Source organism: Roseburia sp. TF10-5 (genome assembly GCF_003462365.1).
GTDB classification, from domain to species: Bacteria; Bacillota; Clostridia; order Lachnospirales; family Lachnospiraceae; genus Roseburia; species Roseburia faecis.
Genome location: NZ_QTYW01000005.1, coordinates 1 through 16,746, shown reverse-complemented (window position 1 = coordinate 16,746; position 16,746 = coordinate 1). Strand labels below are relative to the sequence as shown.

The following is a 16,746-nucleotide window of genomic DNA, read 5'->3' as shown; positions in this document are numbered from 1 at the left end:
TATAATTTTTTAATCTCTCAGGGTCTAATTCCACACAGTTCTGCTGCGAGGAACTTCATTTATCAGTGAGTACCGCTTTTACACTAGGCAATATTGCCGAAGACATACTCTCAACATATTTTTCAGAGCAGGATCGTAGCTTTGAAATAGTATCAATCCGGTATTTTCCGCTTAATATCTGAGCAATTTTTCCTGATAAAAGTTCAAACAGATACTTATCTTCCCATGCCTGAAAGACAACTCCATTATCCTTTAAGATATAATATGCCTTCATGGTGTCGTAGTAGTATTGTTGGCATATGATATGTAAATCGTGCGTGGTTATTTTGTTGAAATCATCAATAGAAGCAATATTGTACTTATAGAGTGCTTCGTAATGCCTTGAAGTAAATGGCAGGTGATATTGAGCCAAATTTTCCTTAATGCTGTGTACAGAGTGCAACTCTATATGGTGTGCCTGACATATTTCTTCCAACTCAATCATTGTTTGCGCTCCAAGATTGCGCAAACCTGCAAGTTCTTCTTTGGAGCATAGAGATAATTGGGATAAGTAGAGGAAATAATTTCTCTCAAGAATATGGAAAAGTCTTTTGGACATAGGTACATCGTAAATTGACACTGCATTGTCCGGGGACAATAGGTATCCCGCACCATTAAGTTCCTGAATAATGGAATAGACACAATGGCGCTTTAGGGGGAACTTTTGTATCAAAGAAACATAGTCATGACCTTTCAGATCGGAAACCATAGTAAAGCCCAGTTCATGAAGGGTATTCTTAGCATGGTAGGAAAGTTTCAACTCATCTATATGTAAATCCATAAATTTGCACTCCTTTACTTTATTCGTTCCATTTTACTCGTAATAAAAGCAGAATAGCAATATATTTAGCAGAAAAGGACAATTTTCAGCAGAAAATGGATATTGCATATCAGTTTTATGTGTCAAGGTAGAAAGGATAATCTTTGACATAGCGGAAATATTTTAGATAAAGTTAATACTACTTATTGACCGTTTTCTGCAATAAAAATTACATAAAGTGGACTAAAATCAGTCCCTTTTCGATAGCTCTATTGAATACAATGCTCTAAAAAGAACCGAAACGGGTTCAGAAGTGTGGTGATGATATGGAGCAGAAAATAAAGCAGGATGAAATATTTATCGGGCAGAACATCAGGCGCATCAGAAAAGAAAAGGGTATGCGGCAGACGGAATTGGTAGCATTGATACAGTTAGAGAATGTTCCATTGACAAGAGAAGCATTGGTAAAGATAGAAAGGGGTATACAGCACATACAGGCATCACAGCTTAGAGCTATCAGAAATGTATTGAACACAACGTATGATGAATTACTGAAATAAAAAGACAGATCAGTGACCGGTCATTTTACTATCATGATTTACATATCTATTCGATTGATAACAATTCTTTCATTGCCGCCGCAAATGAATTTGAAGAGGAAAGGCTTTCTTTCAATATATATTCATTACAGTCCGGTATTTGTGAAAGCATATAGATTTTATGCTTTTTCCATAACAAGGCAGCATTTTTTTTCGGCAGAACCTCAAAAATGAATTTATCCTGCCAGTCGTCAAATACAATCCCGTTTTCCTTCAAAATAAAATAGGTCTGCATAGTAAGACTGTAATCATTTTGGCATATAAGATATAAATCATTGGTTGTCATATGTTTAAAATCATCTATGCATGATATGTTGTTTTGGAACAACATGGGGTAAATTTTTGAGGGAAATCGGTATTTATCAAAATATTCTCTGATAGATAGCATAGATCGTATTTCAATATTGTACTCCTGACAGATTTGTTCCAATTCTAAGATGGTTTTTTCTCCTAAGTTCCGAAAATGCAGAATATCTTCTTTAGAATAGGAAGAAAGCTGCGAAAGATACATAACACCATTTCGTATAAGGGCGTTCTGCAACCGCTTCGACATAGGGACATCATAAATTGATATTTCGTTACTTGGCGGCAGTAGATAACCTAAAGCGTTCAATTCGTTAATCAGAGGCTCAATATTATAATTTTTTGGGAATTTATTTATCAAAGTAATATAGTTTTGTCCTGCGAGTTCCGAAACCATTGTCAAGCCTATGCTTTTTAAGGCAGATTTGGAGTCGGAAGAAATGTTTAAGTCTTGAATTTTCATATCTATATCATTGCTCCTTTATTCTTAGAGGTTGAAATGGAAACAAACCCAGTATAACACTTTTAATGAAAAAATAAAATAAAAATGGACTAAAACGGGTTCTGCCTCTAGAATCTTGAGTGCTGCATTTTAGGTTTGTGTCAATTTCTGCATAATATGGTCGATTTCTGTAATTTAGTTGACTAATGCGTTAAAGAAAAATAAAATAATAAGGGGAAATGTAGATTTTGGTATGTCGCCTTTCCTTACTATGAATGCAGAGAAAGGGTTAAAAGATTTAGTAAGATATGTCGAAATACAACATGGCGGAGTATAAAAGATCAGGGACAGACTGCTATCAAATAGCAGGAAAGGAGGAGACAACACAGATGTTCAAAATTGCAATATGTGATGATGAAAATCTTTTTACAGAAGAACTAAAAGAACTGATCTCCGGCTATATGATGGAAAAAGGTCTTACTTTTGAGATAGATACATATAGCTCTGGGGAGGCATTGATAGAATTAGGAATTGAGGTAGTGCGGTATACTATCGTGTTTTTGGATATCAATATGGAGAAAGTTGATGGTATCAAGACGGCTGAGATGATCAGAAAAGTAAGTCGGGAAGTATTTATAGTATTTGTGACCGCATATGTGGATTATTCGCTGGAAGGATACCGATTAGATGTTGTAAGGTATTTACTAAAGGGCAATGTCAACTTTCAGAGCAAAGTTAATGAATGTATGGATGCTATTATTGATAAAATGAATTATTCCGTGACAAAAAGGGAATTTGACTTTAAGGAAGGCAGAAAAGAAATATCCCTGGAAAGATTATTGTATATTGAGAGCAAGCTGCATAAACTTGAGTTTCATGTTATGGAGGACACAGAAACAGTTTATACCATGAATGAAATATTAAATGTGTTGGACGATACGCTTTCAGAGAATGGTTTTATTAGGACACACCAGAGTTATCTTGTAAATGCAAAACATATCAAGAATGTTGTCCGCTGTAAAGTGATACTGACAAATAGGGTTGAGTTGCCCATACCGAAAGCAAGGTATGCTGAAGTCAAGAAAAAGTTTATAGCGTTTCAAGGAGAAGTGTGATGTTTGAGCTAATGCAGAGTGTATTATTGATATTTATTGAAATAATGTGTTGCAAGATTTTTTATGAAACTTTTGGGGAAATACGGTATAAAGGTTGGATTAATATAATTCAATTTGTATTGTTGCTTGGCAGCATGTGTCTGCTTGCGTATGGTTTTTCAGAATATTTTGCAATAAGGCAAATTATTGCCATTTTGATGTTTTCGATATTTATGTTTTGGCATGTTAGAATTAGCCTGAAAAAATCCTTTGTGTTAGCTATTTTATTTGATGCGCTGTTGCTTGCAATGGATTTTTTGGCATTCTTGATTATTAGTTGGCTGTCTTTAGATATGAAGATATCAGAGCAGCAATACGCAATCGCTTCTGTATTGGCATATTTGCTTGTAAAAGTAGTATTGTTTTTCCTCATTCTTGTTATAAGGAAGCGGTTTGCAAAAAAGTCAATGGAAAAGATGTTAGATACAGAGTGGTTAAGGTTTCTGTTTTTTCCTGTTTTTACCATATCTGCTATTGCTGTAATGTTATCTGTTTTTGAATATGTACAGACAGTAGAGCAGGCTAATTTGCTTGCTGTCATTGCATTTGGAATGGTGGGAATGAATATTCTTGTGTTTTATCTGATTAACGATATTATGGAAAGGGAAGTTAAGATGCATGAAAACAAGGTTTTTCAGATTCAGGCGAAAAACCAGTTGGAAATGTACAGATCTATCTCTGAAAACTTTGATAACCTAAAAAGAAAGACACATGAATTTAAAAACCAGATTTCATGTATAGAATCCTTACTGGACAAAAAGCAATATTTCAAATTAGAGGAATATGTAAAAAAGATTTATGGCTCGCTGAATAATGAACCGGATGCCATTAACACCAATAATGTAATCGTAAATGCCATACTCAATACAAAGTACCAGGAGGCAGAAGCAAAGGGAATTGTTTTTGTATTCAAGGTAAATGATCTTTCAGAGCTGCAAATGAAAGATGAGGATGTAGTTACTATCCTTGCCAATCTTCTGAACAATGCCATTGAAGCGTGTGAGGCATGCGAGGATAAAAAGGTAATTAAGTTCAAGTTTTTTAAAGAGGATGATAAGATAATTATTGCGGTTAAAAACACGTTTAATTATGATGTTATATATGAGAATGGTGAGATAAAATCTACGAAAACATCAAGCTTGGATGAACATGGTGTAGGGATTAAGAATGTGTTAAAAAGTATTGAAAAATATGGTGGCTCATATGTCATTGAAGATAAGAATAAAGAGTTTTTCTTCTCAATTATTATTCCTGCATAAATGCAAATTAGTTAATTCTAAAACTATTTTGTGCCGTTTTCTGCAAAAAATGTCTGTTTTCTGTAAAACGACTTGATTTTTCACATATATAATTCATACTAAATAATGAAGGAGACATGTTTATGATAGAGAAGATGGCATTAAAGATCGTCAATCAAATGGAAATAGAGAAGATAATAAGTAAATCAAGCTGTGAATATTACGAATACGCTTTAATAGCTATGGTTGAAAATATTGTAACAGTTGTAACTATCTTACTTTTAGGGGTGATTTTTGAGAAATTCCTGCATACTGTTTGTTTTTGGGCGTTCTTTATTTCATTAAGGAAGCGGACAGGAGGCTTTCATGCGGATAAGTTTTGGCAGTGCTATTTAGGTACAGTCATAACATATATTGCGATTATACAGGCTATGCCTATGCTTTGTAGAACTCCAACTGTCATCTATGGAATGCTATTTCTTGCAATAATTTTAATCTATGTAATAGGAACAATAAACCACCCCAATGTGGATATGAATAAAAGTGAATTGCAGGAGTCTAAGAAAGCGGCAAGACTGATTGTTATAATGGAAGTAATGATAATTGCTGTCTTAGTTTATCTGAAGGCTGATATTCTGTATATTGGTTATATGTCAGTGGCTATCATATTATGTGCATTCTTGATGTGTTTGGCAAAAATTATAAAACAGGAGGTAAGTGTAAAATGAAAAAAAGCAGAAATATCAAAAATGTTGCACTCAAGGTAGTGGAGAAAATTGTCCGCAATGAAGTAAAAAGAGATGTGGTAGGTCCTCCTTATTGTATTGGAATCGGTCATCAACCGAAAAGACCGAAGCGGAAAGAGAATTAAGATTTGATAAATTGCGTTGAAAAAGAAAATTAAGTATAAGAAAAAGCCTTTCAGAAGTGTATGGTGTGCCTGAAAGGCTTTTTTAGTGCCGTTTTCTGCAAAAAAAGTCCACTTTCTGCAAGGGTAATTGACCTTTAATCGTATTTTGCTATTATAAAATTAGGAGAATTTTAATAATTACGGATTTCAAATTATTCTATTAAGGAAGGGCGAGTTTATGTCAAAAATCACAGATTATGGATTTTTGTTTCAGCAAATGTTTGGAACAAAAGGCACAAAAAGTACAAGTGCAATAGGTAGCTTTCAGCTGTCGCAGTTAAACAGCAGCTCTATACAGTCGCAGTTAAAAGCGGCGGGTATTGATACGAACAGTGCCCAATATAAGGCTGCAATAAAGCAGATGATGTCAAATGCAAATGGGGCAATGTACACAAATATCCAGAGCATTAAAAATTTGATGAAAAGTTACGACAAAGATGGAGATTACATTGATCCAACAACGGGATTAGCAGGTCTTTTGCTAACAGATGAAAATGCAAGTAGTCAAAAACGTATTATTTCCATTCTGGAAAGCAGCAAAGATGAAATGTTTGAGCAAACGAAAAAGGAATTTTTGCAAGAAAATGGCGTCCTGAATGGAGATACGACAAAACGATCAGATGTATATACAAATATGTATCGCAAGGTACAGAAAAATGACCGATTAGCAGCGGGATATACTATGCAGCAGTATGAGCGTGCATATCGGCAGGCATTTATATCCGCAGCAAAAGCTGCTGATCCAGGTTGGGAAATAGGGAAGCCAGTCTCATCTGGGACATTAGACGGTATCACAAGAGAATCCGTGGAAGCTAATTTAAAGAAATCAGGCAGTTCACTGGCACAGGTGTCAGTGGATACAAGGATATAGTAAATTGGTTTTATGTGGCATATATTTCACTAATTATTTCAAATTATAAGGAGGTCACAAAATGAAAAGAGTAACAAAGAGAGTTTTTACGGCTGTTATGGCTTGTATGATGGCTTGCTTGATGTTTGTAACACCTGTGCTTGCTGCTACCAATAACTTCAGCAAGACAACAGTAAAACTGAATGCAATTAGCGGCGGAACTTCAAAAACAAGCAATGTTACATCAGGAAGTGTTTCGGGAAGCAATCCTTCCATAACTAAGGTGGAGTTATATTGTAATGTGGCTAGTGGAACAGATCCTTATACGATTTATGTTAAAAGCCCGAGTGGAACAACAAAATCTATCTCAGGACCGACAAAAAGTGGGACTATTACCATAACTGGATTTGAAGGTGAGAATCCGTCTGGAACATGGTCAATATGGATTCAAAATAATGGTGTATCTTATAATGGAAACATCTATCCGGTTTCAACGGTAACGATAACATTAAAAGTAGCTTACAGTTATTAAGGCTACTTGTATTAAATGAGGTATAGTAACATGTGAATATATGCCAATTAAAGAATTATCCTCTTGGGTTAGACGGAAGTTTTGCTCAAGGGGATTTAATATTGTAAAATTATATATTAAAAGAGAGTGCGATAGAATAAAGTATAAAAAGTTACCATGTTTTTTTATCTTTGATATATGATGAACCCGTTGAGCGATGTACAGATTGTGATGCCTGTGTAGAATATATCGCCTGTCTGGAAAACACTTGCAAATATATTTATAGTAAGGATTAGCATCAGCTCCAAGAATTTGTTTACTTTTGGAAGAAGGCAAGAAATATGGAGTTGTGCAGATGCATTAAGAATGAATGAGCAGATAGAGCCATTAGATGTTAATATACACGGTCATATAACTGTATATTTGGATTTCAATGTGTATGAACACTTCAGGAATTGTTTAATTTTATTTGAGTGAAAGAACTTTTGCCGTTTTCTGTAAAAAAAGTCCGTTTTCTGTAAAATCGCTGTTTTTCTAACTCATTTTTAGTATGATCTAATTTATTGTGCAAAATACAACATAAAACGTATGAAAAGGATTATTTAGATTACACCTGATAACATATAGCTGTTGTGAGGTGTATATTTTTATGCCATAGATTTTGATGATATATTTTTGCATAGATTTGTATTCAAGAGATATATACAATGGGCAATCCAGTATAATATATTCCTTAATACTGAATACGGCAGCTTACGAGTACACAAATCGACATGGCAGGTCGGTGCGAGGTACTCTTTTTTTGCTTCTGTCGAAAATTGCTGATTTATCAGGACATATACATACAAAAGTCGAAAAGAGGACCGCCTATAGATTCTTCATTTCACAAATAAATTATAAGAATGGAGAATCAGAAAATGAATCATACAAAATATATTATTGCCGATAACGTGAAATTATACCGGAAAAAGCAAAATTTAACACAATTTGAACTAGCAGAGAAAGCGGAACTTTCAATTGATTCTATAAAGCGGATTGAACATGGGAGCAGAACGATGTCGTTAGAAAACTTTATGAGAATAGCAGATGCATTGGATGTTCCCCTATCGTTTCTTGTGTATGAAAATCTAAACAAAATCCCCATAACAGAACGTATTTTAAATACCTTAAACAGTAAAAGCTGTAAGCAACAGGAATATTTATTACATATGCTTGAAGAACTGTCATTTGTTTTAGACAAGCTCTTATAGTAAGCATAGAAGGACGAAAAGGTGTATAGGGATTCCATGCACCTTTTTGTTTTTCTTAAAATGTGGAACCCTGCTTTTTAGATTTTCCTTTTTCTGCTATACAAAGACGTTTTCTGCAAAGAAAATGTTATTGATATGTTTTTCTGATATGATAAAGATGTTATGACAAATTTTATGTGAAATTATCTAATTGTTAATGCTCATTTATGATACAAAATTTGATATTAAAAGTTCAATATATGGAAGATTAGGTAATGTAAGGATTATGATGAGACATTTGAGAGAAGATAGGATAGCTATTATTGATAATGGAATAAGCAGAGATTTAATAAGCAAAGAAAAAATTCAATCACAAATAGTGATAGATGACAACAATAAGTGTATAGAAGATAAAGATGAAGTTCAGATTACGGATTTTCCGCATGGGACATTTTGTGCATTGATTATTGAAAAATATAACTCTCACTGTATGTTGAATAGTGTACGAATTTTGGATAAAAATGGGAGGGGTGGGAGCAATAAGATAGAACCCGCCCTTGAATGGTGTTATCAAAACAACATTAGGGTTGTTAATTTGAGCTTCGGAACTACGAATTTTCATGAATGTGAGAAACTTAAAAAATTGGTCAATAAGTATGTATATAGTGGAATGATTCTTGTGGCAGCAACAGCTAATTCGGGTTTCGTATCATATCCAGCTAGTTTTACGAATGTGATCGGTGTAGCAACAACAGGTAGCCCTTTAAGTTATTCTAAAGATTATATGCAGATGGGGATTGATACTGTTGTACCGTCTGAACATATAATCAAAATATTTGATGAAGAAATCAAAACATCATTGAGTAATAGTTATGCTGCACCATTTGTATGTGCTTTAATTGCAAATAGGCTAAATACAGATAAAAATCTTGGTATAATAAAATTAAAGGAATATGTGAAAGATCAAAGTCATATTGAAATGATTGAGGGAGTATATGAGCCGGATTGGGTTTATAAAGCATATGTGGTTGGCAAGAAGAAAACAAGCAGGGCAGATTATTACTTTGAAACGGTTTTGGAAGAATATAGCGAAATACAGGACGAAGTAGATACTGTCATAGCTTTTTCTGTGGCTGATTTGGATAATCTGGATATAAAAGACAAAAATCTAATATATCTCGGACAAGAGGATATTTATAATGTAGATGTGCAGGGGTTCTATTGGAGCAGAAAAACCAGACAACGGCAGATTTTGAACAACCATTATCAGGGCAATGGTCTTGAAGTTCCGGTCATAATATTGGCTATTGAAGCTACAATGGATAGTTTCTATATACTTACTGAATTAAAGCGGGCTTTTGCCAGTGATGGATATAACGCATATACAATAGGAATGGAGCCGGAATGTGTGCTGTATGGTTTGGAGTATATGCCAGAGCCTGTGGCAGATCGCGAGGCATGGAAAAAATTTATAGAAAGCCAAGTTTTTTATAAACAAAGCGATTTAGTCATATGGTGTGTTCTATTGGAAGAAAGAAAGAAATTATTGAGAGTATATCCCGATTGTGATGTAGAGATTATTCTTTGTAATGAGGGAGAAAATATTTTGGCTAAATTTTCTTTAGCAGAAGAAAAGGTTGAAAAAAGAATATCAGAACTGATTGACAGGAAAGATATTGAGGCAATATATCACATTTTAAAAATGAAACTGACGGAGGAAGAAAATGGATAACAAAGAGGGTGTAAAAAGATTACTTCTGTTATTAGGAAAATATAAAAAAACAATAGTTGTGATTGTGGGCTGTCTGCTTGTTTCTACCGGATTAAATCTTTGTGTGCCGCTGATCAGCAGGCGGATCATGGACGATGGGTTTATTGGTGGAAATAAAAAATTGTTGATAGAACTGGTTTTGGTGTCTATGGTGATTTACGCTATAAATTCCCTTGTAGATTTAATCAAAGAAAAGAAGCGTGTTGACATTTCGGCAAAGATACAGTATTTCCTTTCGGAACAGTCTTTTACACATCTTATGAAGCTGTGGGTAAATTATTTCAACAATACCAATTATGCAGAGACGCTGAACAATATTAACACGGATATTAACCAGATGACATCTGTTGCCGACAGCAGTGTATTCTTTGTAATTACGCAGGCGTTTAGCATGACAGGCGGCATTATCGGGTTATTTATCATAGATTTCAGAATGACGATACTGGTTCTTTTGTTTATACCGTTTAAATGTGCTGTGATGAAATATTTTGCTAAGAAACAAAAGCGGATTATGGATGAGTTTATAAAGAAAAATCAAAAATATGCGAAATGGTTTGGGGATACTGTCGGAGGGGTACGGGAAGTTAAGCTGTTTAATATTTTAGACAGGAAACATGAAGAGTTTGATCAGAACCAGAAGGATATTATTGAAAAGCAGAAGCAGATGAATATGCTGGGACAGTGGAATACGATTACGGATAGCCTTATGGTGCAGTTTCTTTCCACGTTGTTATATATACTAGGCGCAAACTTGGTGTTTGACCTACAACTTTCAGTCGGCAGCGTGTTTGCTTTCATTACATACAGTTCATATGTTACAGGACCGATTTCTGCAATCCTTAACATAGGTTATCTCTTATCAGGGATTATCCCGTCAACAAAAAGGTATTATGCGTTTATGGATTTGGAGGAAGAAACAGATAATGGGGAAACCGCCGATTTATGCCCGGATGACCTGAAACTGGAACAGGTTTCTTTTGCGTATGAAAAGCTTGCGTATGAAAAAGAAAAATATGTTTTAAAAGATGTGGACATTTTGTTTGCAAAAGGCAGTAAGACTGCTATCATTGGACGTAATGGTTCGGGAAAGACAACGATTATCAATCTCCTTACCAGAATGTATGAGCCAATAAGTGGAAAGATATTGCTCGGAGCAGAGAAAATTTCAGAACTGTCATTGTCGGCATACAGAAACATTATATCCGTAGTCAGCCAGCAGATATATCTTTTTAATGACACAATAAGAAATAATATCTGTTTGTATAAGCAGGTGGACGAAGCAAGAATAGAAGCTGCTTGTAAGGATAGTGGACTTGAGGATTTTATAAAAGAGGTTTCTTTGGATTATGTGGTAGGGCAGAATGGAGCAATGCTTTCCGGCGGACAAAAACAAAAGATAGCCCTTGCAAGGGCATTGATACATGATAAGCCGATTATTATATTTGATGAAGCCACATCAAACACGGATGCTTATTCAGAACAGCAGATTAACAAACTGCTGAATACGAAACTGAAAGAAAAAACAGTGATAGTGATAACACATAAGAAAGAGATATTGAACAAAGTGGATCAGATTGTTGTGCTGAAGAAAGGCGTGGTTGTTGATATAGGGGCATATGATGAGCTGATAGGTAAAAGTGATGAATTAAATATTATGATGGAAAATGCAGATTGAGTATAAAAGACTTTTCATAGCGGCAAAGCTTGCTCGAAAAGTTTTTTTGTACCGTTTTCTGCAAAATAAGGTCACTTTCTGCAAAACATATTGTAGGTTTTATTTCTACTATTTATAATAAAAAAAATCAATTAATTAAGTTTGGAGTAGTACATATGAATGAGATAGAGGTTAATGGTAGACTTGAACAATTAATCAAGGAAATAACTGATAAAGAATTAACAATTGCTGAGATGGAAAAAGAAAGTTTATTGAGTTCAAATGTTGGTTTATCTCCGTTAGATTTATTAAATTTATTTTTTGCTATAGAGAGAGAATTTAATATTAAAATTGATAGAAAAGAAATCATTGAACATAGACTTGATAAAATTTCGGATATAAAAGAAATAATTCTTAAAAAATGTTAAGGGGAATATAAGAAAATTTCTTATATAATTTTTGAGGAAAGGAGAAAAGCATATGAAGGCATTAGGAAAAAAGAAAACTGCTCAGAATGGTACTTTAGTTGCATTTGCTTGCAATTGCATTAGCGTATGCAGATCACTGGCAAGTTGTAACTGCGCTACGGATATGTCCTTGCAAAATACCAATAGCACAACCAGCTTTGGAAAGATTGTTTCAAAGACAATGTCGGGCGAAAATTGGAGCAATATGTAATGCTCTGAATGGCACCTGAAGCAGTCGTTTTCTATTTTTCTGCTTCAGGTGCTTACTATTTGGGAAAGATGGGGATTCATGATGAAAGAGAAAGCTTTTATTCATTGTTTTAGTACAAATAATCACTATTATGTTTACGATGTTAATACTAATAGTATTTTAAGAATAAACAAAGAAATATATGTAAAATTAAATGAGCATACAGATATTGAAACATTATTAGATGATAAAATAGTTCAAATGAGAGAGCAGGGATTTTTAAGAAGTAATAATCCTCTTATTAAAATTGAGCATCCATTAACTGACACATTGAAAAGTCAGCTTGAAAATAATGTAGAGTTGTTGATTTTGCAGGTTACGCAAAACTGTAATTTTAGATGCGAATATTGCGTTTATTCGGGGAGTTATGTGAACAGAGTGCATTCAAAGAAAAGAATGTCATTAGAAACAGCTAAAAAGGCGGTAGATTTTTATTATAATCATTGTAAGAATACTAAGAGCGCTCAGATTGGATTTTATGGTGGTGAGCCTCTGTTAGAAATAGAATTAATTAAAGAAATTGTAGAGTATTCAAAAATCCTTTTCAGGGGAAAAGAAATTATTTTTAATATGACTACAAATGCATCTTTGCTTGATGATGATAAAATAGATTTTTTGGCAACAAATAATTTTAATTTAACTATAAGTTTGGATGGACCAGAGAACGTACAAAATTCTGGAAGGAAATTTGCGGGAAGTTTAAGCGGTACATATCAAGTGGTAATTGATAATATTGCCAAGATAGAAGAAAGACACCCAGAATATATAAAAAATATTTCGTTTAATGCTGTATTAGGAACAGATAGCAATTTCTTGGATAGCAGCAATTATTTTACATTTGATTATCGTCCAAATAACTTAGTTACAGCGGTTAATGTAAGTGATAAGGACGCTATTGATCCGATTATGTACAGTGATGAGTTTCGTTTAAATTATTTTTACGAAGTATTCAAAAGTTATTTGTGGGGATTAGACAGAATTGAGGAGCAAGATGTTTCTAAGCTCGTCCGTTCATATATAAAAACAATTAAAACAGATATTCATGATAGATTGCAATTAAATACTATCCGTACCATAAAGTGTCATCCAAGTGGTCCTTGTCTTGCTGGTGTCAATAGATTATTTGTGACAGTAGAAGGGGATTTTTTCCCATGTGAAAGAGTGAACGAAACAAGTAAAGCATACAATATAGGTAACTTAGATGAAGGATTTTGGTATGATAAGTCTTATGAGTTATTAAATATTGGTAAGCTGACAGAAAGAGAATGCAGAGAATGTTGGGCAATTAATTTTTGTAATTGTTGTGCAGCAGGTATAGAAGAAGGGGATAAACTATCCCGCAAAAAACGATTAGAGAAATGTAAATCCAATAAGCATGTAGTTGAAGAAAGATTGAAAGAATATTGTACATTACGTGAATATGGGTGTAAATTTGAAGATTAGTAACATGGAGGAACTAATGAAAAAGAAAATAAAAACTCTTGTCTACCCTTTTGATGATGAATGCGAGGCATTTTTAGAGTTTCATTCATGGATGGAATATATTGATATTATTGCAGTTGATACTCCGTGTGGATGGGGAAAGATGAATTTCATAAAAGAAGGGGATATACAGCAAATAGGCTCTAATATAAAAGAAATAGAGCTTTTGTGGATAGTGAAATCAACCAATAAGATTACATTAGAGGAGTTTGAAAAACGACTTATCTATTTAACTCAAGATATAAAAAGTATTTTGGTATCAAGGAAACTATCAGCAGAAGAATTTGATAAACTAGAAGAAGTTGCAAAGACAAATTCTGTAAGAATAATAGAAGAAAAAGATATTATTGGAGCTTTACCTGAACAAAGTTTTGAGGAGTCAGGAGTAGGATATGCATTAAAAGATATAGAAATACCTATTGTTATGATTGCGGGGGCTGGAGAAAATTGCAACAAGTTTGAACTTGAATTGCTAATTGCAAATAAATTAAAAGAAATTGGATATAAAGTGAGTGTTGTTACATCCCGTTCCCATGTGAATTGCTTAGGAGTACATTCGTTTCCAACATTTATGTTTCAAAGCCTAAAAGATGAAAGTGAAAAAATCATTGCATATAACAATTATATTAAATATTTATCGGAAATGGATAAGCCAGATATATTTGTTTTAGGTGTACCGGGAGGAATACTTCCAATAACGAGGCGACAACCAGAACATTTTGGAGTTTCTGCATTTGAAGTGTTTAACAGTGTCAAACCGGATTATATGATTTTTAATCTTTACAATGCGGATGTTGAAAGTAAATACCTCAGTGAAATAAAGATGCTGATGAGATATAGATTTGATGTAGATATAGATGCCTTTTACATATCGAACTACATTCAGGATGGGTTATCGTTAAATACATATATGCCGATAAAATATATAAGACAAGAGCAGCATGATGTTGAAGAAAAATGGCAAAAATTCGGGGAAGGTATTTATTATAAAAGCAAAATAGCTTTGCTTGTGGAAAATTTGATACAAACATTAAATGGTTACAAAGAAATAGATATATTATAAATATGGAGGAAAAATATGAAAATAGAACAAAGTTCAAGTTATGTGAGTTCACAAATGATGTATTCAAGTCAAGTTAAGAAACAGGAAGAAGTTCAGCAAGGTACATTTGTTTCGCAGATAAAAAGCAAAGAGAATATGTCATTAGATGAATACAAGGCGTATTTTAATGAAAAGATGGATGCGCTATATACTCATCCGTCACAGAGAAATATGAATTGGGTTATTGATATTACAGATGCTGCTTATAAAAGGATGCAGACTGATCCGGAATATGAGCAAAAAATATTAGATGCCTTGGCAAAGAATAAGGCAGTTGATTTTGGAGGCAACATTCCACAAATAGCGTATACTCATGTAGATAGTACGTGGGAAGGGTGTTACGGGTATACTAAAGGAATGAAAGAGAATGATAGTTACATTAAAGGAAATTCATCAAAACATGAAAATAATGTAAAAAAGAAGAAAGAAGATACAAACAAGGATCTTTTAGAGGAATATATTGAGAAACGCATACAGGCTCGTAAGGATATGCAGGAATTTCGTACAAAAGAGTATTTCAAGTATAAGGAGCAAAATGCTGAACTTAACAGAAAGGCATTGGTAGCAAAGGCTTATGAACAGCAAATTTTAGAAGAACATTAAGCAAGATATGTGTTGTATAGTCTGTTTGGATTAGGGTGTGTCAGGATCAGAGGAATTTGATATGAAGATGCAGGAATAGTGAAATACAGAAGGATGTTTGCATAAAATAGAAATATGCTTAAATGAAAAAAGGAATCAGACAACAGATAGAATCTGGAGTCTGGTTTCTTTTTATGCCGTTTTCTGCAATAAGTGGTCGGGTCTCCAAAGTTTAGTGGGGTTTCCCGAAGTTTTTTAGGGGCATTCCGTAGGGGCTTCTTAATCAAACCATGAATAGATACACAGTCAGGTCTTTCGACCTGCCTGATCTGTTTTGAAACGAAATATTTTTTAATCTTCCATATTAAAATAAGTGACGGGATTGTAATCGTTTATTCCATTTATAACAGAGGTGTCCCTGGTCGCATATAGGAATCGGATTCGAAAATGCTCAAAGTTTCGATAGCCACGTCCGAGTTTTTTCAAGTCTTTAACTTTTCGATTTAAGGATTCAATAGGTTCATTAGAAAGTCTGCTGCTATATATTGTATAAGTACAATATTATCATTGAGGTTGATATCGGAAGGAGAGAGGTTACATAGTTCTGATATTTGCATTCCGGTTGAAAACAAAAGTTCGGCAACTGCAATATCCCGAAAGGCTTTTTTCCGCTTATACGGTGTGTTGGCAGAGGTATATTGATTATAAATTGTAGTTAAAAAAGATTTCTAAAGTTTGCAATGAAATCGTTTTGGGAAGAGTAATTGGTTCTCTGAAACGGATTTCAACTTTATCAAATGGATTCTTGTTAATTATTTCCTTAAATTCACAATAATGAAAGAATGCCTTCAAGGATGCAATTTTACGTTTAGCAGATTTTGGTTTATAGGAAGAATGTAAGTGTGCAATATAAGACTCTATATGTTTAGATGTAATATCATCAAGCTCCGAGCAATTGATATGACGGGCAAATTGGGAGATATCAATGTTATATGCACATATGGTTTTTGCGTCCAGACATTTTTGAGTCTGGCAAAATTGAATATAACTCTTTAACTGAATATTGAAATTTTCCATGTTATAGGCTCCTTGTTTTTTAATCTGTATTTTAACAAAGCATTGCAGGAAACTACAAATTACTAATATGAGTATTTATTAAGAAAGAAATAATATCGAGCCAGAAAAAATAATCATGTAAAGTAAGTTGATCTCGATTTTTATATAAATTAGTGGAAAATATACAAGAAATGGCGAGTATTTTATCACCAAACAGTTTGTAATTTTCTTGATACGATAGTTGTATTTATCAGCAAAAAATTCTGATATTTAATATGAAACAGAAATAAAATAGCTGACTTGAAAAAGTAAATTCCAGTGCAAGAGTAAATTCCATCGGCTTTTAA

Annotated in this window: 20 protein-coding genes; 15 read left to right on the top strand and 5 right to left on the bottom strand. The window is 33.7% G+C overall.

The genetic code is table 11. The features are described from left to right. Positions 1 to 55: 55 nt before the first annotated feature. Entirely contained in the window at positions 56 to 820 is a 765-nt protein-coding gene (locus DXD06_RS06540; RefSeq protein WP_117831108.1) for a hypothetical protein, read from the bottom strand. A gap of 305 nt (positions 821 to 1,125) precedes the next feature. On the opposite strand from DXD06_RS06540, the gene DXD06_RS06535 reads away from it, so the two are divergent. Next, complete coding sequence (locus tag DXD06_RS06535) at positions 1,126 to 1,359, top strand: helix-turn-helix domain-containing protein (protein WP_117831107.1); 234 nt, start codon at positions 1,126 to 1,128, stop codon at positions 1,357 to 1,359. 46 nt (positions 1,360 to 1,405) lie between these two features. On the opposite strand, the gene DXD06_RS06530 is transcribed toward DXD06_RS06535, so the two are convergent. Further along, complete coding sequence (locus tag DXD06_RS06530; protein ID WP_117831106.1) at positions 1,406 to 2,164, bottom strand: DNA-directed RNA polymerase subunit alpha C-terminal domain-containing protein; 759 nt, start codon at positions 2,162 to 2,164, stop codon at positions 1,406 to 1,408. A 368-nt stretch (positions 2,165 to 2,532) separates the two neighbouring features. Here DXD06_RS06530 and DXD06_RS06525 point away from each other — a divergent pair, with 368 nt between their 5' ends. From DXD06_RS06525 to DXD06_RS06460, 14 genes are all read left to right on the top strand, one after another. Continuing rightward, positions 2,533 to 3,258, top strand: coding sequence for a LytR/AlgR family response regulator transcription factor (locus DXD06_RS06525; RefSeq protein ID WP_117831105.1), 726 nt, complete (start codon positions 2,533 to 2,535; stop codon positions 3,256 to 3,258). Then, positions 3,258 to 4,556 carry a sensor histidine kinase gene (locus DXD06_RS06520; protein WP_117831104.1) on the top strand — a complete coding sequence of 433 codons (1,299 nt, stop codon included), beginning with the start codon at positions 3,258 to 3,260 and terminating at the stop codon, positions 4,554 to 4,556. Before DXD06_RS06525 ends, DXD06_RS06520 begins: the two co-directional genes overlap by 1 nt. 122 nt (positions 4,557 to 4,678) lie before the next feature. Continuing rightward, the gene (locus DXD06_RS06515) at positions 4,679 to 5,263 is read left to right on the top strand and encodes an accessory gene regulator B family protein (RefSeq protein ID WP_117831103.1); all 585 of its coding nucleotides are present in this window, start codon (positions 4,679 to 4,681) and stop codon (positions 5,261 to 5,263) included. Continuing rightward, positions 5,260 to 5,406 carry an AgrD family cyclic lactone autoinducer peptide gene (locus DXD06_RS06510; protein WP_117831102.1) on the top strand — a complete coding sequence of 49 codons (147 nt, stop codon included), beginning with the start codon at positions 5,260 to 5,262 and terminating at the stop codon, positions 5,404 to 5,406. Before DXD06_RS06515 ends, DXD06_RS06510 begins: the two co-directional genes overlap by 4 nt. Positions 5,407 to 5,623: 217 nt before the next feature. Beyond that, on the top strand, positions 5,624 to 6,316 hold the full coding sequence (locus tag DXD06_RS06505; protein WP_117831101.1) for a DUF3879 family protein: 693 nt from the start codon (positions 5,624 to 5,626) through the stop codon (positions 6,314 to 6,316). A gap of 61 nt (positions 6,317 to 6,377) precedes the next feature. Further along, positions 6,378 to 6,827 (top strand): hypothetical protein, encoded by a 450-nt coding sequence (locus tag DXD06_RS06500; protein ID WP_117831100.1) that lies wholly within the window; start codon positions 6,378 to 6,380, stop codon positions 6,825 to 6,827. 896 nt (positions 6,828 to 7,723) lie between these two features. Continuing rightward, a complete protein-coding gene (locus tag DXD06_RS06495) occupies positions 7,724 to 8,056 on the top strand; it encodes a helix-turn-helix domain-containing protein (protein ID WP_117831099.1) in 333 nt (110 codons plus the stop codon). A gap of 265 nt (positions 8,057 to 8,321) precedes the next feature. Then, entirely contained in the window at positions 8,322 to 9,767 is a 1,446-nt protein-coding gene (locus DXD06_RS06490; protein WP_243000905.1) for a S8 family serine peptidase, read from the top strand. Beyond that, positions 9,760 to 11,481: an ABC transporter ATP-binding protein gene (locus tag DXD06_RS06485; RefSeq protein WP_117831098.1), complete on the top strand. Its 1,722-nt coding sequence runs from the start codon at positions 9,760 to 9,762 to the stop codon at positions 11,479 to 11,481. Before DXD06_RS06490 ends, DXD06_RS06485 begins: the two co-directional genes overlap by 8 nt. 155 nt (positions 11,482 to 11,636) lie before the next feature. Then, positions 11,637 to 11,888, top strand: a complete 252-nt coding sequence (locus tag DXD06_RS06480) for a hypothetical protein (protein ID WP_117831097.1) — start codon at positions 11,637 to 11,639, stop codon at positions 11,886 to 11,888. A gap of 52 nt (positions 11,889 to 11,940) precedes the next feature. After that, positions 11,941 to 12,138 carry a CLI_3235 family bacteriocin precursor gene (locus tag DXD06_RS06475; protein ID WP_117831096.1) on the top strand — a complete coding sequence of 66 codons (198 nt, stop codon included), beginning with the start codon at positions 11,941 to 11,943 and terminating at the stop codon, positions 12,136 to 12,138. A gap of 78 nt (positions 12,139 to 12,216) precedes the next feature. After that, complete coding sequence (ccpM, locus tag DXD06_RS06470; protein ID WP_117831095.1) at positions 12,217 to 13,620, top strand: Cys-rich peptide radical SAM maturase CcpM; 1,404 nt, start codon at positions 12,217 to 12,219, stop codon at positions 13,618 to 13,620. A gap of 16 nt (positions 13,621 to 13,636) precedes the next feature. Beyond that, positions 13,637 to 14,722 carry a TIGR04066 family peptide maturation system protein gene (locus DXD06_RS06465; protein WP_158569499.1) on the top strand — a complete coding sequence of 362 codons (1,086 nt, stop codon included), beginning with the start codon at positions 13,637 to 13,639 and terminating at the stop codon, positions 14,720 to 14,722. Between the two features lie 15 nt (positions 14,723 to 14,737). Then, positions 14,738 to 15,364 carry a hypothetical protein gene (locus DXD06_RS06460; RefSeq protein ID WP_117831093.1) on the top strand — a complete coding sequence of 209 codons (627 nt, stop codon included), beginning with the start codon at positions 14,738 to 14,740 and terminating at the stop codon, positions 15,362 to 15,364. A 330-nt stretch (positions 15,365 to 15,694) separates the two neighbouring features. Here the strand turns inward: DXD06_RS06460 and DXD06_RS18110 are convergent, their stop codons facing one another. The 3 genes from DXD06_RS18110 to DXD06_RS06445 are packed head-to-tail and all read right to left on the bottom strand — an operon-like array spanning position 15,695 to position 16,420. Further along, the gene (locus tag DXD06_RS18110) at positions 15,695 to 15,889 is read right to left on the bottom strand and encodes a transposase (protein WP_117831092.1); all 195 of its coding nucleotides are present in this window, start codon (positions 15,887 to 15,889) and stop codon (positions 15,695 to 15,697) included. After that, positions 15,847 to 16,053 carry a tyrosine-type recombinase/integrase gene (locus DXD06_RS18105; RefSeq protein WP_117831091.1) on the bottom strand — a complete coding sequence of 69 codons (207 nt, stop codon included), beginning with the start codon at positions 16,051 to 16,053 and terminating at the stop codon, positions 15,847 to 15,849. Before DXD06_RS18105 ends, DXD06_RS18110 begins: the two co-directional genes overlap by 43 nt. Beyond that, the gene (locus tag DXD06_RS06445) at positions 16,046 to 16,420 is read right to left on the bottom strand and encodes a tyrosine-type recombinase/integrase (protein ID WP_117831090.1); all 375 of its coding nucleotides are present in this window, start codon (positions 16,418 to 16,420) and stop codon (positions 16,046 to 16,048) included. Before DXD06_RS06445 ends, DXD06_RS18105 begins: the two co-directional genes overlap by 8 nt. Positions 16,421 to 16,746 lie beyond the last annotated feature (326 nt).